The sequence below is a fragment of the Micromonospora vinacea genome, from assembly GCF_015751785.1.
GTDB classification, from domain to species: domain Bacteria; phylum Actinomycetota; class Actinomycetes; order Mycobacteriales; family Micromonosporaceae; genus Micromonospora; species Micromonospora vinacea.
In genome coordinates this window covers 6,652,910-6,677,695 of sequence record NZ_JADOTY010000001.1, presented here as the reverse complement: position 1 = coordinate 6,677,695, position 24,786 = coordinate 6,652,910, and the positions used below count along the sequence as shown (strand labels likewise).

Genomic DNA, 24,786 nt, shown 5'->3' with positions numbered 1-24,786 from the left:
GCGGGCAGGCGGTGATAAATGCCCTGCTCTAGGTGGTAATACCAGGGCATCCTTTTCTGGGTAGCCTGCAGCACGTGCTGAAGGCGATCGGTGGTGCGGGTGCGCGCCGGTGACACCGTCATCTGTCCGCCCGGTGAAGAGCACTGGCACGGTGCCACCGGCGACACCTTCCTGAGTCACTTCGCGTTGCTGGAGGCCAATCCCGACGGCTCTGATCCCACCACCTGGCTCGAGCCCGTCATCGACGAGCAGTACAACGCGGCGCACCAAGCCTGAGCACACGACCGGCCTCAGGAAGGCGACGGTGCTCGAAGCCGCCGATCAACCAACCCGTTCGATCGTCACCTTAAAACCATCCGGCCGCACTTCGAGCACATGCCGGTCGCCGTCTCGACAGCGCCGCGCGCCGCTTCTACCCCGGCTGGAGGCACCAAGCAGTTCCACCACCACGTCGTCGGCGAGCTCACCCTGGCGTACGAGAGCTTGGACCTGCGTGCCGAGTCGGACCTCACCCTGACCATCTACGCCGTCGAGCAGGCCTTACCAACCGCCCAGGCGCTGGCCCTTCTCGCCTCCTGGGCCGCCACCGCCGTCGACAGCGACAAGTCGGTGCAACCGCAGTAAGGGTCGGCACGGCGGCCACCAGCGACTCCTGGCCACAGCATGCGAGGCGGCTCAGTCGAAGTCGATTCGCATCAGCCTGCTGGCGGTCCAGTCGTCTGGATGGGTCGGCCTGACGGTGCCGGGGTCGTGGGGCTGGTTGAGGTCGTCGACGATGGCCGCGATCACCGCGGCCCGTTCCGTGGAATCGGTGACGATGGTCGCATGCGCCGGCAGGTCCGCTCTGATGCCGTTCTTGAGGTGAAAGGTGAAAGCGGGGTTCGCTCGTAGGTTCGCGTACCAGCCGGTCGCGCCTGCGCCCGCTCCGCTGCAGAGATAGGTTGCGCCGTTGGCGCGATAGAAGAAGATCTCAATGCGGCGTCGCCGTCCGGTACGCCGGCCAGTGGTGGTGATGTCCACGATCCGTTCGCGAGTTCCGGCCGCGGGTGTGATCCTGATGGCACGCCTTATCTCGTGCGGCAGGTGTGCCAGCGGGTCGAGCGCGCTGCGCTCACCGTGCTGGTCTGCGGGGTTCATGCGGCTTCTTTCTGCAGTGCGGGGCCGAGGAGCAGTCCTCCGTCGATGACGTACTCGGCGCCGGTGATGAAGGCCGCCTGCGGCGATGTGAGGAACAACAGCAGCGCAGTGATGTCGGCGGGCTGCCCGAGTCGCGGGACGGCGAACGGCTCGGGCGAGTAGAAGTCGACGATCGGAGCGTCGCTGCCGGCCGCCGGCTCGGTGATGAACGGAGTGGCGACAACGCCGGGGTGGATGGCGTTGACGCGGATGTTGTCGCGGCCCAACTCGAGGGCAGCGGTCTGAGTGAGCCCGCGAACCGCCCACTTGCTGGCGACATAGGGAGCGTAGAAGGCGGTACCGCCGGTGCCCATGGTGGAGGCGATGTTGACGATCGCTCCTCCTCCCGCGCGACGCAGCGCCGGGGCCGCTGCCTTGATGCCGAGGAAGGTACCGGTGAGATTGATGTCGAGGATGCGAGCCCACGTAGCCCGGTCAGTGGACTCGATGAGGGCCGGCGGGTTCTGCACCCCGGCGTTGTTGACCAGGATCGTGAGCGCACCGAAGGCCCTCTCGGTCTCCGCGACGGCGGCGGCCCACGACTCCTCCTGGGACACGTCGAGGCGGACGAAACGTGCCCCATCTCCCAGCTCGGCCGCGAGGCCAGCACCACGCTCGGCGTTGATGTCACCGATGACGACGTTGGCGCCTTCGGCATGCAGGGCGCGAACGTGGCTGGCCCCCTGTCCACCGGTGCCGCCGGTCACGAGAACGGTCTGATTGGCGAAACGGGACATCAGATCCTCCGGGTACGTACGAGGGACGACAAACCCGAGACCGGGTGGTGAGTCGAGCGACTCACCACGCCGAAGTTACGCTCCCGCGAGTGGTGAGTCAACCCACTCACCTCGTTATGATGGGCGCATGACCCCAGCGCCGTCGGCCTATCACCAGCGCGTGGCGGAGGAGAAGCGCGCGCTCATCGTGCAGGCCGCTACTGAGCTGTTCCTTGAGTTGGGCTACGACCGGGCATCACTGGCGCGGGTTGCCGACAGCGCTGGCGTGTCGAAAGCAACACTGTTCAAGCAGTTTCCGACGAAGGCAGCACTGTTCGATGCCATCGTCATCGACTCGTGGGCCGAGAACGACGTCGACGACCTGCCGCCCGCCGGTGACCTGACGGCCGGCCTGACGGTTCTGGGACGGCGCTACGCGACGCTGTTGATCCAGCCGGAGATGACCGACCTGTTCCGCATCGTCATCGCCGAACTGCCACGCTTTCCCGAACTGGCCAAGGCACATTTCGCACAGGGCAAACTGCCGTACTTCGAGTCCGTCCGGCTCTACCTCCAGGCCGAGCGCGACGCCAGAGCCGCAGACATCGCTGACCCGGAGATGGCCGCTACTCAGTTCCTCGGGATGATCTCGAACTACCTGTTCTGGCCGCGCCTTCTGCTCCCGGACTGGACGGTGACCCCTGCCCGCACGACCGCTGTCGTGGAAGAAGCCGTCCGAACCATGGTTGCGCGGTACGGCACCGATGTTCACCACCAGGACCGTGAGGCCGTTACCGCAACTGCTGCGGAAAACCCGCAGGGCCGCTGACAAGTCCTGGCAACAGGCTCCGCGGACAAGCCCCGGCCGGATGCTTCTGCGGACCCTCGGTCCGCGACCCGTGCAGCGGCCCGCCGCCCGCGGCCCCCGGGCTGGCCCTCCGACGTCGCTCCCGTCCCCGCTGCCCGGCCGCGCCCGACGGGCACGGTGCCGGCCCACGCCGCGGGACGGACGCCGGCCGGCACCACATCTCGGTCGCGCACGCCGGTCGCTACAGGGCAGCGCTGGTCTTTCCCAGGATGCCGGCGAGTGCACCGAAGTCGACGTCCTGCCCTTCGGTGATGTCGACGGTCTTGCGCTCGCCGTTGCCCATCGCCCGGAGGAATCCCTTGACCTCGGGGACGTCCGCTGCGTTGAACACCATGAACGAGACCTTGGCCTTGGCCACCGCGATGACGGCCGCGTAGTGGCCGTTCTTGAGGTAGTGCGGCTTGCCGTACTGGAGTCGTTCCTCCACGCCTGGAACGGTCTGGTCGATCATCGCGCGCAGCTTCTCGCAGACCTCGATCTGCCACGGCTGCGTCTTGTTGATGTACTGGGTGACCTCGTCGTTCACGGCGTTCTCCTTCATCGGTGCTCACTGGACTTCAGAACGTGTCGTAGCCGAGGGTCGGCGACCGCCTCGCTGCCCGACTGCCAGGGAAGCCGAGTCGATGAACCCAGGACCTGCCGGTGGACGGTCACCGTATCCAACGATCCGAACTGCAGTGATCCCTTGCGGTCAAACCGGGCGAGCACTCACTCGCCACAGCAGGCGCACGGGGCGCAGGGATCGCTACCGCCTCAGCGTCCGAGGGCCATCGATTCCAGCGACCGCACGTCTGGCGCTTCTGCCCCACGTGACAGGAGCAGGCCGGCGGCGGGCGTCGGCAGTGGGTTCGTCGGAGTAGATGCGGTACGGGATCCGGACGTGCTCTTCGCCGACGAAGACACCGAAGGACCCTCCCGGTGGGAGTCCAGCGGCCGGCATCACCGCCAGCCCGGCGGCGACATCGGCGCTGAGAGTCTTCGGGAAGGCGGCATCGAGACCAGATCCACCGCCGGGCTCAAGGCTGCCAGCCCTCGTTCCGGGAACGGGCTCCATGATCCGAAACTACGGAGCGGGCGTCGGGGTGGGCAACTGCGTTCGGTAGCTCTGCGGCAGCTGCCAGCCTGTTTGCCCGGGCGGCTCGGGGACCGACGCACTCCCGGAGCAGCTCAGCCAGACAATCGTTCTACGGCCCGCGCATGGCGTTACGCAGGGGGAGGGGCAGTGAACTCGATTGCGAGCAGCGGCCAACTGGGTCACGATGGCGATCATGCGTGATGTGAAGGGCGGCCCGCGCCCGGTGCGGTGAACGGGTTGGCGCCGGCGGACGAGTCGGCTGACCTGGTCTGGTTGGACGCTGCGGTCGTCAGCGGTGACGTAGCCGTCGGTGGGAACAGGGTCCGGTCGAGGGTCTTCGCTGCGGTGAACGCGGACCGCACCGGCCCGGTCGTGCGCCGTCTCTTCCGGCTGGCTGGTGACCCGCGTTCTGCGGTGCGACTCACGGTGCTGACGTTGCTGAATGGTTTGTTCACTCCGGACGGCGGCGGGGATTCCTTTGCGGATGTCGCGGCGGTCGCCTTGGCGGATCCTGACGACGCCGTTCGACGCGCGGCGTGCTGGCTGTTCGTCGCTTCGGCCGGCGTTGATCGTGCGGCCGATGCGATGTCGTCGGCGTCGGATCCGGTGGTTCGGGTGGCGTTGGCCGAGGCGATCTACCTCGAGCCGCCGCAGCGTCCCGACGATGACCGGTGGTCGCGGTTGGTCGCACAGATGAGGCGCGACGAGTTGCCTGCCGTGCGGGTTCTTGGGTCGTTGGCCGCGCTGCGCACCGCAATCCCAGGGGACTGGACCGGGTTGGATGCGGCGCTCCGCGGGGACTTGGAGGCGGCGGCCGGGGCGCTCGGCGGGCAGGGCGGTCGCAGCACATGGGGAGCGGGGCAGCGGTGGGCTGCTGCTCTCAGCCGCCTCGACCGGGAAGAAGATTCGTACTCGTGGGTTGAACGGCTGCTGCGACGACACGAGCCGGAACGGGCACGCCAGGCCGGCCTGGATATCGCCGCTGAGGCGATGCGGACGTGGCGGGCTGCGCCAGCTCGGCTGACACCGGCGCTCTCGACGGTGTTGAACGAACCGCCGTCCCCGGTCCGAGTGACAGCGGTCGAGGTGGTTAGTGCTTCGCTGACCGCGACCCGTCTGGCCGCCGACAACCTCGTGCCGCTACTCGCCGAGCCCGCGTTGTCGACGACAGTGGCGGCCGCGCTCGGCAGCATCGGGGATCCACGGGCCTTGCCGGTGCTGCTTCGTATGCTGCGCGCCGGCGCCCGGAGTCCACGGCTTGCCAGGGCGCTCGCCGCGGTGGCGCCCGCACTGTCCGACCCCACCGAGGTGGTCAAGACCGCGCGGGACGTGCTGGCAGGGCACCGGGATCCGTGCCACGCAGGCCGATCGTGGCAGCCATGCCCGGCGGTGGCCGCCGTCCGCGCCCTGGCGACGATCGGGCCGGCCGCCCGTGCCGCCGTACCGGAGCTGACCGTACGCTTGCGCGCGGCTCTCGACCGTGGCGATCCCTCGGCGGCCGGTCTCGAGGTCTTCGCCCTGCAGCAGATCGGACCGCCCGCGACACCGGCGGTGGCGCTCCTGCGACCGCTGATGACCGGCGACCATCGCGACGCCGACTGTGCGGCCAAGGCGGTCCTGGCGATTACAGAGGACCGGACGGTCGCGGACGACTACCTCGACGCCCGCCCCGAACAGCTGCGCCGTTGCCGGATCGCCCCACACCTGCTGACGTGGCTGACCCACCACGGCGGTCTCACCGACCGGCAGGTCCGCCAGATGAACCACCTGTTTACCCAGCCTGGCGCGATGCAGGTCGGCGTCGCCGCCACCCTGTGGCGGCACAACGGTCCCGCTGCGGCGCCGCGCCTGCTCGCCGAGCTGCCCAAGTACCTCGATGACGACGCCTTCGGTCCGACCGCCATGACGGTCCTTAGCGAGATGGGTCGGTACGCGGGGCCCGCGCTGTCACATCTCGACCGGCTGATCGAGTCACCGCATCGGACAGCCGTCTACCTCGGTGACCCCGACGCCGAGATGCGCGCTGACGAGCAGCTCTTCGACCTGGCGGTGACCACCAGGACCGTGGTCCGCGGCACCAGCGTTTGACCGACGCCGGACGTCCCGTACCGAGTAGACACTGATCAAGGAGGAGCCTTTTGGGCCCTAGGGCCGAGCGTGAGCAGGCGAGCTTGCGCCGGCGGATGGAGGTCCTCCGGCTTCCTGCCGTGCCGCTGCGACATGCGGGCTACCTGCATCCGCCCTCCGCGGACCCGCAATGGGACAGGACCCCGCAGGCGGTCGGAGTGGGACCAGGCAACCAGGCCTACGCGGTGTGGGCGAGCAGGGACGGGTCGGGGCAGCGTCTCGTCACGATCCACGACGGCGACCGTCAACCGGTCCGATCCGTTCGACTCGACGGCCGTCTGGATCCCTCGTTCGTGCAGCCGCTGCCCGACGGCTGCGTCCTGCTCGTCAAGGCGCGCAGTCGCAGCGGCGCCAACGCCGAGATCTGGAGCCCTGACGGTGACCGTGTACGGCAGGGTGGATTCGGCGACGCGATTGAGACCGTCCTGACCACGCCCAGCGGAGCGATCTGGGTGGGCTACTTCGACGAAGCGATGGGTGGCCACGGCCCGCAAGGTCACGGACTGGCCAGGTTCCCGCTTGACCTAGAACCCGCGTGGGTCTATCCGCATCGAGCCGACCTGCCATCGATCGCCGACTGCTATGCGCTCAACCTGGCGGGGGAGACAGCGTGGAGTTGCGCCTACACCGCCTTCCACCTCGTCGCAGTCCGCGACGACCAGCCAATCGACTACGGAGCGGCCCCCTGCAATGGAGCACCCGCCCTGCTAACCGACGGCGCCACGGGGGCACTCATCGGCGGCTACGGACCCGAGTACGACCTGATCACCCCCTTCCACATCGGCGAAGAACACGTGACGGCGGTCGGTGGGCCACGCCGGCTCGTCCTGCCCGACGGTCTTGAGGTAAGCGCACGTCGCATCTACGGCCGAGGGACGGAGCTCCACGTCATCGTGCAGCAGTCCTGGTACCGGCTCGACCTCGCCCAGCTCGTGGAGTCGATGCGGCCGGCTGGTTGGCCGACCCAGCCCGACGCCGACCAACGTCGCCCGGGCGGTGAGTAGGTAGGTCATTTGTTACACATCGGGGCGCACCCCACGGAGATGAGGCAGATGAAGCGGAGCGGCAACCAGCTATGACATAGATGGGATTACATGTCTTGCGTGATCTCAGGTATGAAGGCCGAAGGCACGTCTCGGTACTGATTCCTGAGAAGGAGCGACAGATGACACATGCCCTGCGCCGCCTACGAACGGGGGCGGTCGCGCTCGCTGCCTGCACACTTGGGCTGAGCCTACTGTCGGTACCCGCGGCCGAGGCGTACTCGGTTGCCCCTCTCGCGCCACGATCCGAGCGGGCACCGGAATCGAACCAGTTCTCGGCAGAGGGTGTGACAACGATCGGTGAACTCCGCACCGTCGACAGCTCCGTGTCCTACGCCCCCGTCGGCGGGACACAGATCATCCAGCACCCCGGTGCCACCTACGTCAAGGTGCACTTCAGCTCGCTGCGACTGGCCCAAGGCGACTACGTCACCGTGTCGAGCCGCGACGGCAAGGAGAGCCACCGGTACGACCGCCACCTGAACCGGGCGACCGGTTCGGACTACACCACCGACGGACAGCCGGGTTTCTGGGCGATGTCGGTGGAGGGCGACACCGCCGTGGTGACACTGCACAGCAACCGCCCCTCACGTGGCAACGCCGCCACCATTGACCGGTTCTGGCGCGGATACGACAGCACGGAAATCGCCGCGCACAACTTCTCCACCCAGTCCGTGTGCAGCACCGACGCCCGCCGGGACGTGGTCTGCTACCAGAACAGCCACCCCACCGAGTACGCCCGCGGCAGGGCGGTGGCGCGGCTGCTGATCAGCGGCGGTGGACTGTGCACCACCTGGCGGGTCGGCAACACCAACCGGATGCTGACGAACAAGCACTGCTTCTCGACGCAGTCCGCCGTGAGCGGCAGCGAGATGCAGTTCAACTACCAGTGCGCCACCTGCGGCGGCGCGAACCCCGGCGCCGGCACCAAGGTCAGCGGCGCCACCCTCTACAAGGTGAGCAGCGGCGGCTCCAGCCAGCTGGACTACACCCTGTTCTCGGTCAACAACTTCGCCGCCATCCAGGGATTCGGCACGCTGTACCTGGCAACTACCGCAACCAGCAATGGCACGAGGATCTATGTCCCCGGGCACGGCGACGGCACCGCGAAGCGGCTGTCGATCTACGAGGACACCCAGAACGGCGCGACCTGCGCCGTCCGGAACGCGAACTACAACACCTGGAACATCAGTTACAGCTGTGACACCTCCGGCGGCAACTCGGGTTCACCCGTGCTGAACGCCAGCCACCGCGTGATCGCCCTGCATCACCTCGGCGGTTGTCCGTCGAACCAGGGCGCGAAGGCGCACCTGATCTACAACGAGATCGCCACCCTGATCGACAACGGCTGAGGCGGTGGGCCGCCGATGCGCGCTCTGCGCCTTGGCGGCCCACCGGCATCCCCGCCGCTCGACCTCCGCGACGCCGCCGGACGACGCCGTGCGTCGATGACGCCAAGCACGCGCCAGCTAGCCCTTGGACATCGAGGGCCCCGCGCCGACGCAGACAACGCGTCGGCGGAGGTGGGCGGTCAGGCGGATTGCCGGTGGCGGCCGAGTGACAGGAGCAGGCCGGCGGCGGCCAAGACGACTCCGGCGGCGGCGGTGTACGCCGGGAGTTGGGCGGGGATGCCGAGGTGGACGGTGATGCCGAGGATGCGGGACAGGCCCCAGGGCAGCAGCGCGAGCTGGTCGTTCCACACCGTCAGCGCGCGTTCCAGGCCCACCACCGAGACCAGGGCGGACAGCACGCCGAGGGGCACACCCGCGGCGGTGAGGGTCAGCCCGACGGCGCTGCGGCGGCGCAGGCCGTAGCGGTCCCGCAGGACCACGGCGACGACCACGAACAGCCAGCAGAACGCCGCGAACGCGACGGTGACGTACACCGCGCGCAGACCCGGCGCGGTCCAGAAGGCGAACCAGTAACCGCCGGGCCCGCGCCCGGCGAGCGCCGCCAGCAGCAGCACGCTGCGCAGCAGCGCGACGCCGCCGACCACGGCCCACAGGTGGAACGGCTCCCGCCAGCCGACGACGAGGCGTACGACGAGGGCGAACAGTGCCCACCCACCGAGGGCGACCAGCATGTGCACCGGCGCGGCGAACCAGGTCAACACGAGCCGGCTGGCCACCAGCACCACGGCCGGGACCAGCCACACCAACACCCGATCCGCCCGCGTCATGGGCGTCGGCAGCGCGGCGACCCGCCACGGCCGGAGCGCGCCTTGCAGCAATCCGCGCGTGGCGGCTGCGCCGAACCCGCGCCCGTACAGACCGAGTAGCACCACCAGCAGGATCGACCCGAGCAACGCCCGGGCCGCCCAGGCCATCGCCGGGTCCCGGTCGGCGCGCTGCGCGCCGAGGTCGGCGGCGGTGAAGTTGTACGCGGGCAGGTCCAGGTCGGCGCCGTAGCGCTGCCGGTGCGCGTCGCGCGCGTCGTGGTATGCCGCCGCGGCCAGCCGCCAGTCGTGGTGGGCGGCCGGGGAACCCGTGTCCAGCCACTGCGCGTGCCGCAGCACCATGGCCCGGTACGCGCCCAGCGTCTCGAACAGGTCGACCTGGTAGTCGAGAGTCGCTGTGAAGCGCCCGCGCAGTTCGGCGTCCCGCCAGGTCGTCGGTTCGGTCGCGGCGACCAGGTCCCGCATGCGCCGGGCCAGCACGACGGCCTGCGTGCCCTCCTCGATCGCCTCGTCGACGCGGCCGCCGGTCACCGCGTAGATGCTGTCCAGCGCCGCGGAGTCGCCGGTCGGGATGTCCCACTCGAAGATCCACATCATGGGCGGCGGTTCCAGCCCGAGCGCCCGCACCGACCGGTCGGCGTACGGACCGATGTAGAGGCCCTTGGTCACCGCCTGCCGGGACAGCGCCATGGCCTGCCCGATCGCGGCGACAGTGGCCGGGTCGCCGGAGAACGTGCGGTACGCCCAGTCCGCCGTGACCTCCGCCGGGTCGGCGTGCGGGTCCCAGGCCAGCCGGCCGACGGCGTACGTGTTGAGGTCGTAAAGCTGCCAAAATCCGGTGCGCAGGTACAGCGACATGGGCCCGGCGCGCAGCGGTCCGCCGTCCTGGGTCCAGTTCCAGACACCCTCGACGTTCGGGTTGGCGGCAAGGAATGCGCGCAGCGCCTGCCGGTGCAGCGGGCCCAGGTCGTTGGGTAGCGAGCCGAACGCCTCGAACTCGCGCCGCGCCTGGAACTCCACGATGCGACGGTGCCCGCCGCCCAGCAGTGTGGTGTTCAGCGGTAGATGGCTGTAGAAATCGCCCAGGGTGTACTTGGTGGACACGATCAGGTGAGGGTCGTCGAGCCCGTCGAGGACCTGCGCGTACGACACCGGGTTGGTGTGCAGGTCGCCGACGGCACCGACGCCCACCGTCCAGGTGCGGAAGATGATTTCCTTCCCGGCTCGGCCCGCGGTGTCCAGCAGCGCCCGCAGCATCGCGCGCACCGACGTCTCCATGGTGACCGCGAGCCTTGACGAGTAGTCCCAGCCGGCGCCGGCGTACACCTCGCCGCCCTCGCCGACGCGGACCATCAGGCCGTCGACGAACGGCATGCTCTCGAACAGCTCGGCCAGACCGGCCTGGTAGACCGCCCACAGCCGAGGGTCGGCCACGTCGAGGCCGCCGACGGTCCGCGTCAGGTACGCCTCCAGCGGGGGCGACACCGCGAGCATGTCGGTCAGCAGGAAGACCCGCACGCCCATGTCCTCGGCGTACCGGAAGACGGGGCCGAACGCCGCGACCATCGCCCGTGCGCGGTCGACGTGCGGGTCGCCGGGCGGGTAGACCGCGCGCCCGTCGCCAACCTTTCCGAACGTGACGTACTCCAGGAAGCCGGGCACGACGATTCCGTTGAATCCCTGAGCCACCGAGTGGTCGACGAACTGCCGAAACTGCGCGTCGATGCGGGCCACCGCGTCAGCGTCCACCCACGGCGCGCGAGGCAGCACCGCCGACCCGACCACGTCGGTGTTCAGGCCATAGTCGTCGCCGGCGGCGAAGACGGCCGGGTCGGGCTCGCGCCCCACCGAGCCCGCATCGGTCAGCCGCAGGCCGAGCCGGGGCGTGACCACCCGACCGGCGTCCGCCGCGGGGAGCACCTCGGCGCCGGAGCGGATCCGGTCGGCCAACCGGTACATCCCGGCTGCCACGCCCGCGACGTCGCCGCCCTGGACGGCCAGCTCAGCGCCGCGCACGTCGAGCCGGTACGACTCGGGCGTCCCGCCGAGGGCCGCCAGCACGCTCGCCCGCAGCGTGCTCACCGTCGACAGGTCCAGGGTCGCGACGCGGGCCGTGCCGGTGCCCGGCGTGGCCGTCGCGGACCTGGCCGGGCTCGGCGCGGCCGGGACGAGCACCGGCCGGGGCAGGCCGCGGAAGACGACAGCGTCGGCGACGGCGGCTGCGGCCTTCCTGACGCGCGGCTCGTCGGACACGACGAGGGACGCCAACGGCGGGACCGGTGCGGGCGTCCGCGCCGGCGCGGCGACAACGTCCTCGCGCGGCACGGCGGCGGGGGCGTGGCTCAGCCCCAGCGTGTCGCCGACCCCCCAGGCCATGGTCGCGCCGAGCGCCAACAGGACGACCGCGGCGACGAGCAGCGGGTACGGCCGGCGGACATGGGCAACGTGAGCCACGCTCGCATGGTAGTGGCCTCACCGGCCGCCGTCCTCGACGTGCGGCGACTGTTCATGCCGAGATGGCGGAGGCGTTCGAATGATGAGTCACCGCAGCGCCGCTGCGAGTTCGGCGGCGTTGTCGAACGCGGGTGCCGCCCTTTCGGACTCGTCTTTCGTGAGCGTGACGGACTGGGCGCGGGCCAGCAGCTCGGTCGCAGTCTGTGGATCGTGCAGCACCATCGCGAGTTCGGCGCGGTACACCAGGACCTCCACCTGCTCGACCGGGTCGTCGTCGGCTTGCGGTCGGGCCAACGCGCTGTCGAGGATCCGAACTGCCTGTCCGGCGTTTCCCCTGGAATCGGCCTGCACGACGGCATTCGCCAGGGCCTTGGCCAGCCGCCCGGCAGGCGTGGCGGCCGGCATGGGCGCGGTGGTGGCGTCCCGAAAGACGCGGATCCAGTTGCCGCCCGGGTCGATGACGCTGAATCCGCCCAACCCGTCGGCGTTCTTCCGCGCCCTGGGCCGGGTCATCCGCGGCGTCCCGGACACCAGTACCTTGCCGTACGCGGCGCGCATGCCGGCTACGAAGGCCCGATGTAGTCCCTCGATGTCCGCGGTGATGACGAGACAGGAGCCGTAGGACTGCTCCGGGTCGAATCCGGCGATCTCGAAGAACTGCAGGTGCAGGTCTTCCCGCTGCACCCCCACGCACGCGTTGGGCTTGCGTTGCTTGTACGTGGTGCGGAAACCGAGAACTCCGTAGAAGGTTTCGATGTCGTCGATGGACGCGCACGGCAGCAGGGGAACGGTCACCTCGTTGGTCATGCCTCCTTCCTAGGCGTCGCAGGGTGTCCGTCGCACATGGAAATAGCCGATCGCCGCCTTCGAACATCCGATCGGCTGATGACCCGGAACGCGACGCCACCCAGCCGACCGGCGGCGCGTCAGGGCAGGGTGATCGGGAGCGGCACACCCTCGTGGCCGCGGGCGCAGGCGCAGCCGAAGGAGTCGGGCGGCAACGCCGGAACCGCCCGGTGGAGCACCTCGCGTAGTCGCTCGACGTTCGCGGCGAAGATGCGCAGCACCTCTGCGTGGCCGACCGAGTCGGTCGCATCGACCCCGGCGTCAAGGTCGGTGACCAGGGCGATGGGGGTGTAGCACAGCTGCAGCTCACGAGCGAGGATCGCCTCTGGGTGCCCGGTCATGTTGATCACCTGCCAGCCCTGGTGGGCGTACCACTGTGACTCCGCTCGGGTGGAGAAGCGTGGGCCTTCCACCACCACCATCGTGGCGCCGACGACAGGTTCGAACCCGATCTCGCGGGCGGCGGCGGCGACGGTCGCGCGCCCGTTGGGGCAGTACGGGTCGGCGAACGACGTGTGGACCGCACCGTCGTCGAAGTAGGTGCAGGCTCGTCCGCTGGTCCTGTCGACCATCTGGTCGGGGAGGACGAGCGCCCCGGGGACCAGTTCCGTGCTGAGCGATCCGACGGCGCACGGTGCGAGAATCTGGCGTACCCCGAGCGCGCGCAGTGCCCAGAGGTTGGCCCGGTAGTTGATCCGGTGCGGGGGAAACCGGTGGTCGGCGCCGTGCCGTGGCAGGAACGCCACGGTACGGCCACCGACGCGTCCGACGGTGACCGGGTCGGACGGCGGGCCGTACGGTGTGGAGACCTCGACCGCCGTACCACCGTCGACCAGTTGGTAGAGGCCACTGCCACCGATCACCCCCACTTCGGCCTGGGGCAGTTCAGCGGACCTGGTCATGCTTGTGCCTTCCTTGGGACAACGACGGGGAGTCGCCTGTTCAACGCTCCGAACCATCGACCCGTCGCCAGCGGATCTGCCGCACGAGGTACCAAACGCCGCTGACCAGGAACAGCGCGGCGGTGAGTGCCAGCCAGCGGGCCAGGTACGGCTGCTGGTTCTGACCGGTGGCCGCGAGATAGGTTTCCCGGCCCTGCCGCAGGATTCCGGGGAGATACACCAGGAACAGCAGCCCGGTGGCGAGCGCAGGCACCCGGACGTGGTTCAGGAGGGAGGGCCGGAGCGGTGCCTGCCCGGCGCGAGCCGGCATCGGGTGGTGTACAGCCGGTGGCAGGCCCTCTCCGCCGGAGCGCCCGAGTGCACCGCGCAGCACCCGGTCGGCCGACGCGTAGATCGGAAAGAGGACGAGGTCGTGGGCGACGGCCGCCCCGACGAACCAGAGCAGCATTCGCCCAGCAGTGGCCTCCTCGGCGATTCGGAGCGCGACCCAGCCGGTGAGGGTGAAGCAGGCGATCATGACGATCAGGTGCTGCAGGGACGATCCGTAGGTCGCCCGGAATCGGAGGATGGGCTTATCCATCGGCACCGGTCCGGAAGGTGATCTCGGCGACCCACTTCGTGCAGTGCACGCCGGGCAGGGCGGGGACGATCACCCGGGCCGGAAAGCCGTGGTCGGCCGAAAGATCGACGCCGTTGACCCGCAGAGCGAGCAGAGAGTCGGCGTCGAGCACCTGATTGGCCTGGAGGATCGCCTGGTTGAACAACCCGGCCCTCTCCAGTGACCGGATCTGCGCCGACGCCGGGTCGTCCACACCGACCAGGGTGGCGAGGTCGCGCAGCCGTACACCTGACCAGGTCTGTCGCGTCGACCACCCCTCCACGCAGGCGATCGGCAGGCGGGCGGTGTGCTGACCCATGGCCAGCAGGCGGGGACGGTCGAGGGTGACGAGGCGGTCGCCGCCCCGCACGGTCAACCGCCATCGTTGCCCCACCTCGTCCGGTTGAATGCCTGCCGCGGCGGCGGTGCGGTTGATCGGGAAGCCGTTCGGTCCGGTGCCGGGCTCACGTCCGCGCGGTAGCAGCAGTGCGGTGCGGCGCCAGCGGCCGTCGAGGGTCTGCCCGATCGTGAGGGCGCCGAGCAGCACGGAGAGGCCACCGACCAGGGCAATCGCGCCGCGACGGCTCATCGTCGGTGCGCCGGGTGCGGTGGCCACCAGGTCGTCCGGATCGGGTGGCTCGGGCCGGGTCGCGGCCAGCGGGGTACGCAACTCGGCCCGCAGTGGTTCGCGCTGCCCCGGTCGGCGGCGGTCCCGCAGGGCCGGCCGGGATCGGAGTGCGCTGACCATCCGGGGAAGCTTCAGTGTCACGTGTGCCACGAACGCTGCGATGAAGACCCAGGCGCCGAAGTAGTGCGCGGTGTAGAAGTCGAAGCCGAACAGGTATGCGTACTGGATGTTGAGCAGGCCGGTCGCGATCTCGAAGAGGATGCCGCCGACCAGCAGCAGCAGGGACAGCCGCTCCAGCACCTGGGCCAGGGAGCGGGCCGGCGGCCAGCTGAAGAGCTTCGGGATCACCGACCAGAGCTTCGCCAGCACCACGGGGATCAGGATGATGCCGAGCGTCACGTGCAGGCCCTGGGTGACCCGGAACAGCCACGACGGTCGAGTCGGCCAGTCGAACGGCGGCAGCCGTAACCAGCCCACCTCGCGGGGTAGGGCCTGATCGAACTGGGGGCCGTAGGCGGCGTAGTCGAGCAGCCCGGTGATGATCACCAGCGGCAGCCCGACGAGGAGCACGGCGCCGTACACGGCGGTGAGCCATGGACCCCGCAGCGGGCTACGCCAGCGGTCCCCGGTCAGACCGGGGACCGGTGGGGGGTGTCGTTCCAGGGCACGCCACCACCGCTGGGGGAATCCCGTTTGCCGGTCCGTCACACCCATACCCCGGGACGCTAGACGTCACTGGCCCCCAAATTTGGGCATACCGGGATACCGATCGTCTGGCAGGCGGGCGATCCGGCCTCGCTCGGGCCGAGTGCCGTCTACGGTCACCGGGATGCGGGTACTGCTCACCGGCGCGGCCGGTTTCATCGGATCGCAGATCGCCGACCTGCTCGTCGCCGAGGGCCACGACCTGGTGGCGCTCGACGCGCTGCTGCCTCAGGCACACGGCAGGGACATCCCCGAGTGGTCCCGGCGGCACGCCCCGGTGGTCGGTGACGTCCGCGACGCCCCGCTGCTGGACCGGCTTCTTCCCGGTGTGGACGCGGTGTGTCACCAGGCGGCGATGGTGGGACACGGGCTGGACCCGTCCGACGCCCCCGACTACGTCAGCCACAACGACTACGCCACAGTGGTGCTGCTCGCCGCGATGCACCGCGCCGGTGTGACCCGGCTGGTGCTGGCCAGCTCGATGGTCGTCTACGGCGAGGGTCGGTACGTCTGCGCGACGCACGGCACCGTGCGGCCCGCCTCCCGCAGCATCGCCGATCTGGCCGCCGGCCGGTACGAGCCAACCTGCCCGGACTGCGCCGGCACCCTCTCGCCAGCTCTGGTGCCCGAGGACGCGCTACTCGAGCCGCGAAGCACGTACGCGGCCACGAAGCTTGCCCAGGAACACCTGGCCGCAGCGTGGGCGCGGCAGACCGGCGGAAGCGTCTGGGCGCTGCGCTACCACAACGTCTACGGCCCGCGGATGCCCCGGGACACCCCGTACGCGGGTGTGGCCTCGATTTTTCGGTCCGCGCTGGCGGAGGGTCTGCCGCCGAGGGTGTTGGAGGACGGCCGGCAGCGCCGCGACTTCGTCCACGTCACCGACGTCGCCAGGGCCAACCTGCTGGCGTTGACCGCCTCGCCACCGCTGGGCCTCGTGCCGGTCAACGTCTGTTCGGGCGAGCCGCACACGGTGGGTGAGTTGGCCGTTGCCCTCGCTGAGGCGATGGCTGGGCCGGCGCCGCAGATCGCCGGTGGTGGCCGGGCGGCCGACGTCCGACACGTGGTCGCCGACCCCCGGCGGGCGGCGGAACTGCTCGGCTACACCGCCCGGGTCGGGTTCGCCGAGGGGGTGGCCGCCTTCGCCACCGATCCGCTACGGGAAGCGGCCGCCCTCACCGCCTGAGACTCTCGCACCACCTACCGCCGGATCAGGACACCGTCCAGAGCAGGTGACTGACCGCGAGAGCGGTGAGCACCTGCCCAGCCAGCCACAGCCGTTGGGCAGCCGGCGGCAGGTGGGCGGCGGCCACCAGCAACCAGACCACGAACGGTAACCAGATCCGTTCCACCTCCGCCTTGCTCAGCCCGGACAGATCAGCCACGACGACCGCCAGCACGGCGACCAGCGGCAGCAGCATCGTGGGCCCGGCTCCCCGCAGGGCGTCAAACCAGGCGATCACCGGGGCGCGGTCAGGACAGCGCCATCGCCTCGCAACGGTCCGAGCCGGACCGATCGACGCGTGCGCGGTCCGGAGCAGCGCCGGCCCGAGCGCCGGGCCCGCACAGAGCAGAAGCGCCGCCACGTTCGCCCACACCCAATAGCCGTACGGGCGCTCCGCGGCCCAGCCCTGGTGATACCGCTCAACCACCAGGTGGTAGCCGTCCAGCCACCAGAAACCGGCCAACGTGAAGGTGGCAACCACCGCACCGGCACCGGCCAGTGCGGCGAGCACCGCCGGCCACCGGTCCCGCGGTCGCAGTGCCACCACCGCCAGGGCGAGGACGCCGACCAGTACGAGGCCGTATGACAGGTAGAGGGCGAAGCCGAGCAACAGGCCCCCGACCGCGGCGGCGGCCAGTCCCCGCACCGCCAACAGGGCCAGCCCCGCCGCGACCACACCGGCGAAGATGCCGTCGGCCGAGACTCCCACCCAGATCGCGCCGGGCAGCAGCACCAGAAACGGCAGCACCTGGCGGGCGGCTTCCTCCGCGCCGAGGGCCCGCAGCGTCACCGGCACCGACACGGTGACTGTCGCTCCCACCAGCACGCAGGCCAGGGCGGCGACGGTGGGGCCGCCGAGACCGATCCGGTCCAACCCGACGAAGAGCAGCAGCGGCCCCGGTGGATGGCCGGCGGTGTGGGTGGACCACGCGTGCGGCTGGAAATCGAGGATCCGGGCGCTGAAGCCGGCCAGCATGGCCGTGATGTCGGTGACTCGGGGCACCTCGTGCAAATATTCGGCCTGCGGGGTGAGTCGCCGGGTGAAACCGGCCGACCAGCCGTCCACCAGCGCCAACGACATCGTCCACGCCACCGCCGCGAGGTAGGCCGCGACCAGCAGCCGGCCCCACCCGGCGGTCCGGGCCCACTGGACACCCCAGCCGATCACCCCGGTGGCGACCAGCAGCGCGGCCGGGGTACCCCAACCCAGGTGCGGACGCCAGCTGGCGTAGAGCGGCGCGGCGTCGGCGTGTAGACCGACACCGCGCGCGTTGAGCAGCACGCCCACCGCCACCGCAGCGGCGACCAACGCCACCTCGACGCCGAGCACCACGAGGTCGGCGTCGACCCGCCGGGCGGGCACGTCCGGTCCCCGGCGCAGGGGCGCGAGCACTCTCATGACGACCGGACGGTACGGCCATCGCCGGCCCGGTGGTGCGGGAACGGGCAGGACATCACCCTTCGATGAACGGGCGATGCTGGCAGAATCGCTGATGGTCCGATTTCGCCCATCCAGGGCGGCTTGGCGTCCTAGCGTTTCCGGTATGCCATCACCGATCGACGTGGTACTGCCGTGTCTCGACGAAGCCGCGGCGCTACCCGGTGTCCTGACCGCCCTGCCACCCGGCTACCGGGCGATCGTGGTGGACAACGGCTCCCGGGACGGCTCAGCGCAGGTCGCGGCCCGGCACGGCGCCCGGGTCGTCCACGAAGCGCGCCGGGGCTACGGCGCGGCCGTACACACCGGCCTGGAGGCGGCCGAGGCCGCACTGGTCTGTGTGCTCGACGCCGACGGCTCCTTCGACCCCACCGAACTCCCGGCGCTGGTCGCGCCGGTGGCCAGCGGGTCGGCTGATCTGGTGGTCGGTCGTCGCCGGCCCGTCGCCGCCGGGGTCTGGCCGTGGCATGCCCGGGCCGGCACCGCGCTGGTCGCGGCGCTGCTGCGGCAGCGGGGCATACCGCTGCGCGACCTCAGCCCGATTCGGGTGGCCCGCCGCGAAGCGCTTCTCGGCCTCGGAGTCACCGACCGCGCCTTCGGATACCCGTTGGAACTACTCATCCGCGCCGCCGCCGCGGGCTGGCGGATCCGGGAACTCGACGTGCGGTACTCGCACCGCGCCGCCGGCACCCGGTCGAAGGTCTCCGGCTCGGTACGCGGCACGCTCCGCGCGACCCGGGACTTCGCCGGGGTCCTGCGCACGGTGGAGCGATCGCGGTGACCGTCCTGCTGGTGATGGCGAAGGCACCCGTGCCGGGTGCAGTGAAGACCCGTCTCTGCCCCCCGGCCAGCCACCTGCAGGCGGCCCGGATCGCCGCCGCGGCACTGCTGGACAGTCTGGACACCGTACGCGCCACTCCCGGCGTCACACCCGTCCTCGCCCTGCACGGTCGGCTGGCCGACGCCGAAGAAGCCGCCGAGCTGACCGCGGCGACCGCCGGCTGGCAGATCCTGCCGCAGCGCGGCACCGACCTCGGCGATCGTCTCGCCAACGCCCACGCCGACGTGGCTGACGACTACCCGGGTCGACCTGTGCTCCAGATCGGCATGGATACGCCACAGCTGACGTCGGCGCAGCTCGATGCGGCCGTCCACCGCCTCACCCTCACCGACGCCGTGCTCGGCCCTGCCATCGACGGCGGGTGGTGGGCCCTGGGCCTGCACAACCCCCGGTACGCCGCCGTGCTTCGCGCCGTGCCGATGTCCACCGCGCTGACCGGGCACCACACCATCGTGGCCCTACGCAACGGGGGTTTGCGGGTAGAACCCTTACCCCTGCTTCGAGACGTCGACGAGTGGGCCGACGCACTCGCGGTGGCCGCGTCGACGTCCGGCGATGCGTCGACATGGTCGACCGACGTGATTGCCGACGGTCGTCCCGGGCGGCCCGCGGCAGCCTTGCCGGAGCGGCCCGGGGGCCAAGAAGCCGCCCACCTGGAGGCCCGCCCGGCGCGGCACGGTACCGGCAGCCGCTTCGCGCGCCACGTCGCGGCGGTTCAGCGCAGCCTGACGCCCGGGATCCCTCGATGAGCCGCAGCATCCGGGCCAGACCGACCGAGGCATTCGGCAGCGCGTTGCGACGCCGCACCGACGACCACTGGCTGGTGCACGGCGACAACGGTTGGCGCAGCCGCCTGCCGGTACGCCGGTGGCACGGCCCAGCCGAACCGGCGGTGGCCGCACTGGTCGCCCGATGCACCGGCCCGACGCTCGACCTGGGCTGCGGTCCAGGCCGGCTCACACTGGCACTCACCCGGGCCGGGCTGACCGCCGTCGGAGTCGACATCTCCGCGCAAGCGGTTCGGTTGACCCGGGCCCGAGGCGCAATCGCCCTCCAGAGAGACGTCTTCGCCCCACTGCCCGCAGAAGGGCGCTGGGCTCACGTGCTCCTGATCGACGGAAACATCGGCATCGGCGGTGACCCCGTCACCCTCCTCGGCCGGTGCCACGACCTGCTGCGCCCCGGCGGCACCGTGCTCGTCGAACTCGAAGCACCAGGCCCAGGACTCTGGCGCGGTCAGGCCCAACTGGCCCTCCAGGCCGCGGGCGGTGGTTCGCGCCTCGGGCCACCCTTCCGGTGGGCCCGGCTCGACACCACGGCGGTCACCGGGGTGGCCTCCACCGCCGGGTTCACGGTCCGCGAGGTGTTTCGCCGCGACCGCCGCTGGTTCGCCGAGTTGGCCGAGGACAGCTCTGGCGCGGCCACCCCGATGAGGTGAGGTCAGTGCCGGCTTGCATCTGCCCGGCGGCGCGGGAGGCGTTGTCGTGCCGCCGCGCGTGAACCGCCAGCCACAGCGGGGACCGGCCCTCCGACATGCATGAGTTGGCGATGGGGTTGGTCAGGCAACCAGGTCACGCCGGCGGTAGCCGATTGTGCCGGCGACCACTCCTGCCGCGGCGATGCCGGCCATCACGGACGCCGCGACCCAGGCCGGCGTGGTGACCGGCACCGTGGCCAGGTGCGCGAACGGGGACAGCGCACGGATCCAGGAGGGCGCGTCGGTGCTGTCGGCGATGACCTGCCACAGGAACCCGCCAGCGGCCGGAAGGGTGCCGATCGCCGCGACGGCGCGTGGTGCCCATCCGAGCGCCAGGACGGCAGCTCCCAGACACAGCAGCACAATCGGCACGACGTTCCAGGCGCCGGCGAGCGCGTCGCCGGCCCCAAGGCCGGCATGGACAGTGGCCGTACCGGCCCACATGGCGACGCCGGCCGCCGTGATCAGGACCAGCGCGGCGCAGCCAGCGACGGCCGCTTCGGCGGCCATCAGCCGTACCCGGGTCACCGGTGCGGCCAGCAGCAGTGTGAGACGCCGGGCATTCTCGTCCGCGGCTACCGCGGCGAGCCGCACGGCGACGAACACCCCGACCGGAACGGCCAACAGCGCGAACAGGGTGGCCGCGTAGCCCTCGACCGTGTCGAGCGCCGGGAAGCCAGCCTGGGCCGCCATCGTCGCGAACTCGGGGTTGCCGGTCAGGAACTCGGCCATGGACCGGGCGATCAGGCCCAGGAGCAGGAAGTACGCGCCGATCCCGGCCGACCATGCGGCCAGCGGCCGCACGGTCCGCCGTACGGCGAAGGCGGGCACCGAACCGAGCAACGCGGTACGCGCCGGCCGGCTGCCGGCCGTAGCAAGAATCGCCGCGCCGACGTCGCGCCGAGCCGCAAGCCGACCGGCGAGGGCCAGTAGCAGCACCGCGGCGAACGCCAGCACCGACACCGGCAGCCCTCGATTGGTGTCGAACGGGCGGGTCAGCGCCAGGAGGCCGAATGGGGACAGCCACCGAAGCCAGGCCAGCGCGGGCACACCGTCGCCGACCATCCGCGTGAGGAGCCCGACGACCAGGACGGCCGCCGCGACACCGTTGGCCGCCGACCGGCTGACGAACATCTGCGCGGTGACGCCCCCGACGGCGACGAAGAAGAGCCCGACAACAGCGAGGCCGGTGCCGTGCACCAACGAACCTGTGGCGTCCACTCCCGCAGCGATCATCGCCGCGGCGGTCGCCGCGCCAACGAGGACCGGAACGACGGCCAGCACACCGAGGTGCTGGCGGACCGCCTCGGCGAGGGTGATGCGGCCGGACAGCAGCAGACCCCACCGGCCTGCGTCCTCCTCCCCGCGGGTGATCCGGGTGGCGGCCAGCATTGCCCACACTCCGAGCAGGACCGCCAGGACGGTGCCCGTGCGCCACACCGTGAACCCGCCCGCCTGGTCGAGGGCGACCGGTTCGCCGAACAGGGTGCGGATGGCGGGGTTGCGGGCCAGCGCCGCCAGGGCGGCCGGATCCAGTGCCTCGCTGTGGTAGCCGACCACCACCAGGGCGGACATGCCCGCGCACACAGCGGTCACGACCAGGGCGCCACGGCGCACCTGGCGCACTGCGAGCCCTCTGAGCACCCGCTCCGGGCCGGCTGCTGCCGCCGTGGTTGCGATCATCGGGCGTTCTGCCCGTAGTAGGCGAGGAAGATCTCCTCGAGGCTCTGCTCTCGGACGACGATCGTCGCCACGTCTGCGTCGGCTAGGGCGCGCAGCGCTGCGGCGGGGGAGCCGCTCAGGGTGAACCGCACTGTCGCGGCGCCGTCTGCGTGCAGGTCGTGGACGCCGTGGACGCCGTCGAGGTCCGGTGGTGTGCCGGTGAACGTCGCGGCAACCTCGGTGTGGTGCAGTCGGCGCAGCTGTGCGACGGAGGCCACCTCCACCAGTTCGCCGGCGCGCAGGATGCCGACGCGGTCGCAGACGGCTTCGACCTCGGCGAGCTGGTGGGAGCTGAGGAACACCGTCTGCCCATTGTCGCGGGCAACCCCGACCGCCTGTCGGAACTGCAGTTCCATGAGCGGGTCCAGGCCGCTGGTTGGCTCGTCCAGCACCAGCAGAGGCGCCCGGGTGGCGAACGCCGCGATCAGAGCGACCTTCTGCCGGTTGCCCGTCGAGTAGGTGCCGGCCAGCTTGGAAACGTCGAGCGCGAATCGTTGGATGAGCTCGTCGCGGTACGCGGTGTCGGTGCCGGGGCCGACGCGGGCGAGCAGGTCCAGCACCTCGGCGCCGGTCATCCGTGGCCACAGCGCCACATCCGCCGGCACGTAGGCGAGCATGCGGTGGGCGGCGGCAACATCGGCGGCGTCGGTGTCGAAGATCCACGCTCGTCCGGAGGTGGGTCGGGCAAGACCGAGCAGCAGCCGGATCGTCGTTGACTTTCCGGCGCCGTTGGGGCCGAGAAACCCGAATACCTCGCCCGCCGCGACGTCGAGGGTGAGGTCGTCGAGGGCGAGCAGCCGCCCGTACCGCTTGGACAGATGTTCGGTGCGTAGGGCAGAAACGCCCATCGGAGCCTCCAGAAGCCGCAGCACGACATGACCTGCCGACCAGACTTCCCGGCGCACCTGATGCGAGAGTACTCCCGGCGGTCGGGGCGCGCCGCCCGCCCGGGCTGGCATTCGGGCTATTACCTTCCGATGTTCGGCAACGGCATCAGCGGTATGTCGACCGGATGCTGACCTGATGCCGGGAGGGAAAGCCCGCGACGATGGGGGCATGACAAGCGACATCGCCCTACTCACCGAGGACCTGACCAAGTTCTATGGTCAGCGTCGCGGTATCGAGGGTCTCAGCCTGGAGGTTCGGGCCGGGGAGGTGGTGGGGTTCCTTGGGCCGAACGGAGCCGGGAAGACCACCACGATCCGGCTGCTGTTGGACTTTCTGCGCCCCACTCGTGGGCGCGCGACTGTGCTCGGGCTCGACCCGCGCAGGGACAAGGCCGCACTGCACCGTCAGATCGGCTATCTGCCCGGCGAGCTCGTGTTTCCCGGGCGGGACAAGGCGGAGGACCTGCTGCGCTTCTTCGCCGCAGCGCGCGGCGGCGTGGCCTGGTCGCAGGTGACCGACCTCGCGGAGCGGCTGGACCTGGACCTCTCGCGCTCGGTACGGACGATGAGTAAGGGCAACAAGCAGAAGGTCGGGTTGGTGCAGGCGTTCATGCACCGGCCGGCGGTGCTGGTCCTGGATGAGCCGACCAGTGGGCTGGATCCCCTCATGCAGCAGGAGTTCCTGGCCATGGTCCGCGACGCCAGTGGTGCTGGGCAGACCGTCTTCATGTCCTCTCATGTCCTGGCCGAGGTGCAGCAGGCGGCCGACCGGGTCGCCATCGTCCGCGACGGCCGGTTGGCCGCGGTCGAGCGGGTTGAGTCACTGGGGAAGCGGGCGGTCCGGGCCGTCGAGATTCATTTCGATGACCCGGTGGATCCGGCGGAGTTCAGTGTCCTGCCCGGAGTCAGTGACGTGGTGGTGTCCGGCCCGGTGCTGAAATGCACTGTCGACGGCCGCATCGATCCGCTGATCAAGGCGGCGGCGCGTCATGAGGTGGTGGACATGTTGTCTACCGAACCCGACCTGGAAGAGACGTTCCTGTCGTTCTACTACCACGGGGAAGGAGCCGGCGATGCTTCCCGCGCTGGTGCGTAAGACCTGGCGTGACGACCGCCTGGCACTGATCGGTTGGGCCGGTGGCGTCGCCGCCTTCACCGCCATCTACACCTCCTTCTACAGCCAGTTTCAGGGAGCCGCGGAGCTGAAGCAGGACGCTCTGCCCCAGGGCATGCTGGACTTCCTCGGCATCGCCGACATGCTGTCGCCCGCCGGCTATCTGCAGGCGACCATCTTCAGCCTGATCGGCCCACTGCTGGTCCTGATGGGCGCCATCACGCTGACTGCCCGCACGATCGCTCGGCCGGAGGAGGACGGCGGCATGGAGCTGATGCTGGCCAACCCGGTCTCGCGCACCGCTTTCGCCTGGCAACGGGTGGCCGCAGCCGGCAGCGCGCTCACCGGGATCGCCGCCATCCCCGGGATCCTGCTGATGATCATTGTTCCGTGGATCGGCATGGACATCTCCCTGTCCAACGTCGCCGCCGCGTCCGCTGGCCTGGTCGCCCTGGTGTGGAGCTTCGCCGGCGTCGCCTTCCTCGTTGGCGCCGCCACCGGAAAACGGGCTGCCGTCCTCGCGATCACCGGTGGCCTTGCCGTGGCCGCCTACATGGCCAACGCCATCGGCGGCATGCTCGACGGGTGGCACTGGGTGCGCTGGCTGTCACCGTTTCACTACTTCATCGGCACGGACCCGCTGCACACCGGCTGGCACCCGCCCGAGCTTCTCGCCCTCGTGCTCCTCGGCGCCGCAGCCACGACCGCCGGAGTCATCGTGTTCGACCGCCGCGACATCGGTGTGTAAACCTGAGGCTGGTGGCCTCC

22 protein-coding genes and 1 pseudogene are annotated in these 24,786 nt (G+C 70.5%); 12 read left to right on the top strand and 11 right to left on the bottom strand.

Features of this window, described 5'->3' with window-relative positions; translation table 11 throughout:
* Positions 1-93: 93 nt before the first annotated feature.
* Together IW249_RS31200 and IW249_RS31195 are read left to right on the top strand one after the other, a co-directional pair.
* Positions 94-276: a cupin domain-containing protein gene (locus tag IW249_RS31200; protein ID WP_196924066.1), complete on the top strand. Its 183-nt coding sequence runs from the start codon at positions 94-96 to the stop codon at positions 274-276.
* A 99-nt stretch (positions 277-375) separates the two neighbouring features.
* On the top strand, positions 376-624 hold the full coding sequence (locus IW249_RS31195; RefSeq protein ID WP_231392733.1) for an MmyB family transcriptional regulator: 249 nt from the start codon (positions 376-378) through the stop codon (positions 622-624).
* Positions 625-675: 51 nt separating this feature from the next.
* Here the strand turns inward: IW249_RS31195 and IW249_RS31190 are convergent, their stop codons facing one another.
* Positions 676-1,137: a nitroreductase/quinone reductase family protein gene (locus tag IW249_RS31190; RefSeq protein WP_196924065.1), complete on the bottom strand. Its 462-nt coding sequence runs from the start codon at positions 1,135-1,137 to the stop codon at positions 676-678.
* Complete coding sequence (locus tag IW249_RS31185) at positions 1,134-1,913, bottom strand: SDR family NAD(P)-dependent oxidoreductase (RefSeq protein WP_196924064.1); 780 nt, start codon at positions 1,911-1,913, stop codon at positions 1,134-1,136. Before IW249_RS31185 ends, IW249_RS31190 begins: the two co-directional genes overlap by 4 nt.
* Before the next feature lie 127 nt (positions 1,914-2,040).
* On the opposite strand from IW249_RS31185, the gene IW249_RS31180 reads away from it, so the two are divergent.
* Positions 2,041-2,721: a TetR/AcrR family transcriptional regulator gene (locus tag IW249_RS31180; RefSeq protein WP_196924063.1), complete on the top strand. Its 681-nt coding sequence runs from the start codon at positions 2,041-2,043 to the stop codon at positions 2,719-2,721.
* A 220-nt stretch (positions 2,722-2,941) separates the two neighbouring features.
* On the opposite strand, the gene IW249_RS31175 is transcribed toward IW249_RS31180, so the two are convergent.
* Positions 2,942-3,286 (bottom strand): DUF1801 domain-containing protein, encoded by a 345-nt coding sequence (locus IW249_RS31175; RefSeq protein ID WP_196924062.1) that lies wholly within the window; start codon positions 3,284-3,286, stop codon positions 2,942-2,944.
* Between the two features lie 1,134 nt (positions 3,287-4,420).
* On the opposite strand from IW249_RS31175, the gene IW249_RS31170 reads away from it, so the two are divergent.
* From IW249_RS31170 to IW249_RS31160, 3 genes are all read left to right on the top strand, one after another.
* Entirely contained in the window at positions 4,421-5,923 is a 1,503-nt protein-coding gene (locus IW249_RS31170) for a hypothetical protein (RefSeq protein WP_196924061.1), read from the top strand.
* Between the two features lie 83 nt (positions 5,924-6,006).
* Positions 6,007-6,966, top strand: a complete 960-nt coding sequence (locus IW249_RS31165; protein ID WP_196924060.1) for a hypothetical protein — start codon at positions 6,007-6,009, stop codon at positions 6,964-6,966.
* A gap of 326 nt (positions 6,967-7,292) precedes the next feature.
* On the top strand, positions 7,293-8,357 hold the full coding sequence (locus tag IW249_RS31160; RefSeq protein ID WP_307788765.1) for a trypsin-like serine peptidase: 1,065 nt from the start codon (positions 7,293-7,295) through the stop codon (positions 8,355-8,357).
* A gap of 179 nt (positions 8,358-8,536) precedes the next feature.
* On the opposite strand, the gene IW249_RS35100 is transcribed toward IW249_RS31160, so the two are convergent.
* The 5 genes from IW249_RS35100 to IW249_RS31135 form a co-directional block, all read right to left on the bottom strand.
* Positions 8,537-11,635, bottom strand: a complete 3,099-nt coding sequence (locus tag IW249_RS35100) for a hypothetical protein (protein WP_196924058.1) — start codon at positions 11,633-11,635, stop codon at positions 8,537-8,539.
* An 87-nt stretch (positions 11,636-11,722) separates the two neighbouring features.
* Positions 11,723-12,442, bottom strand: coding sequence for a DUF8817 family protein (locus IW249_RS31150; RefSeq protein WP_196924057.1), 720 nt, complete (start codon positions 12,440-12,442; stop codon positions 11,723-11,725).
* Positions 12,443-12,561: 119 nt separating this feature from the next.
* Positions 12,562-13,383, bottom strand: coding sequence for an S-methyl-5'-thioadenosine phosphorylase (locus IW249_RS31145; protein WP_196924056.1), 822 nt, complete (start codon positions 13,381-13,383; stop codon positions 12,562-12,564).
* 40 nt (positions 13,384-13,423) lie between these two features.
* Positions 13,424-13,963, bottom strand: coding sequence for a hypothetical protein (locus IW249_RS31140; RefSeq protein ID WP_196924055.1), 540 nt, complete (start codon positions 13,961-13,963; stop codon positions 13,424-13,426).
* Positions 13,956-15,323: a molybdopterin-dependent oxidoreductase gene (locus tag IW249_RS31135; protein ID WP_196924054.1), complete on the bottom strand. Its 1,368-nt coding sequence runs from the start codon at positions 15,321-15,323 to the stop codon at positions 13,956-13,958. The genes IW249_RS31140 and IW249_RS31135 overlap by 8 nt, the downstream gene beginning before the upstream one ends.
* Before the next feature lie 115 nt (positions 15,324-15,438).
* On the opposite strand from IW249_RS31135, the gene IW249_RS31130 reads away from it, so the two are divergent.
* On the top strand, positions 15,439-16,500 hold the full coding sequence (locus IW249_RS31130) for an NAD-dependent epimerase/dehydratase family protein (RefSeq protein WP_196924053.1): 1,062 nt from the start codon (positions 15,439-15,441) through the stop codon (positions 16,498-16,500).
* A gap of 25 nt (positions 16,501-16,525) precedes the next feature.
* On the opposite strand, the gene IW249_RS31125 is transcribed toward IW249_RS31130, so the two are convergent.
* A complete protein-coding gene (locus IW249_RS31125; protein WP_196924052.1) occupies positions 16,526-17,938 on the bottom strand; it encodes a hypothetical protein in 1,413 nt (470 codons plus the stop codon).
* Positions 17,939-18,083: 145 nt separating this feature from the next.
* On the opposite strand from IW249_RS31125, the gene IW249_RS31120 reads away from it, so the two are divergent.
* The 3 genes and pseudogenes from IW249_RS31120 (at position 18,084) to IW249_RS31110 (ending at position 20,256) form a co-directional block, all read left to right on the top strand.
* The gene (locus IW249_RS31120; RefSeq protein WP_196924051.1) at positions 18,084-18,758 is read left to right on the top strand and encodes a glycosyltransferase family 2 protein; all 675 of its coding nucleotides are present in this window, start codon (positions 18,084-18,086) and stop codon (positions 18,756-18,758) included.
* Positions 18,755-19,357: pseudogene (locus IW249_RS31115) on the top strand (TIGR04282 family arsenosugar biosynthesis glycosyltransferase); the annotation flags it as partial. The gene IW249_RS31120 and the pseudogene IW249_RS31115, both read left to right, overlap by 4 nt.
* A gap of 206 nt (positions 19,358-19,563) precedes the next feature.
* A complete protein-coding gene (locus IW249_RS31110) occupies positions 19,564-20,256 on the top strand; it encodes a class I SAM-dependent methyltransferase (protein WP_196924049.1) in 693 nt (230 codons plus the stop codon).
* A 120-nt stretch (positions 20,257-20,376) separates the two neighbouring features.
* On the opposite strand, the gene IW249_RS31105 is transcribed toward IW249_RS31110, so the two are convergent.
* Both IW249_RS31105 and IW249_RS31100 read right to left on the bottom strand, forming a co-directional pair.
* Positions 20,377-21,978 carry an efflux permease Rv1217c-related protein gene (locus IW249_RS31105; RefSeq protein ID WP_196924048.1) on the bottom strand — a complete coding sequence of 534 codons (1,602 nt, stop codon included), beginning with the start codon at positions 21,976-21,978 and terminating at the stop codon, positions 20,377-20,379.
* A complete protein-coding gene (locus IW249_RS31100; protein ID WP_196924047.1) occupies positions 21,975-22,865 on the bottom strand; it encodes an ABC transporter ATP-binding protein in 891 nt (296 codons plus the stop codon). The genes IW249_RS31105 and IW249_RS31100 overlap by 4 nt, the downstream gene beginning before the upstream one ends.
* Positions 22,866-23,073: 208 nt before the next feature.
* Here IW249_RS31100 and IW249_RS31095 point away from each other — a divergent pair, with 208 nt between their 5' ends.
* Complete coding sequence (locus IW249_RS31095) at positions 23,074-24,000, top strand: ABC transporter ATP-binding protein (protein WP_196924046.1); 927 nt, start codon at positions 23,074-23,076, stop codon at positions 23,998-24,000.
* Entirely contained in the window at positions 23,978-24,766 is a 789-nt protein-coding gene (locus tag IW249_RS31090; RefSeq protein WP_196924045.1) for an efflux permease Rv1217c-related protein, read from the top strand. Before IW249_RS31095 ends, IW249_RS31090 begins: the two co-directional genes overlap by 23 nt.
* Positions 24,767-24,786: the final 20 nt, after the last annotated feature.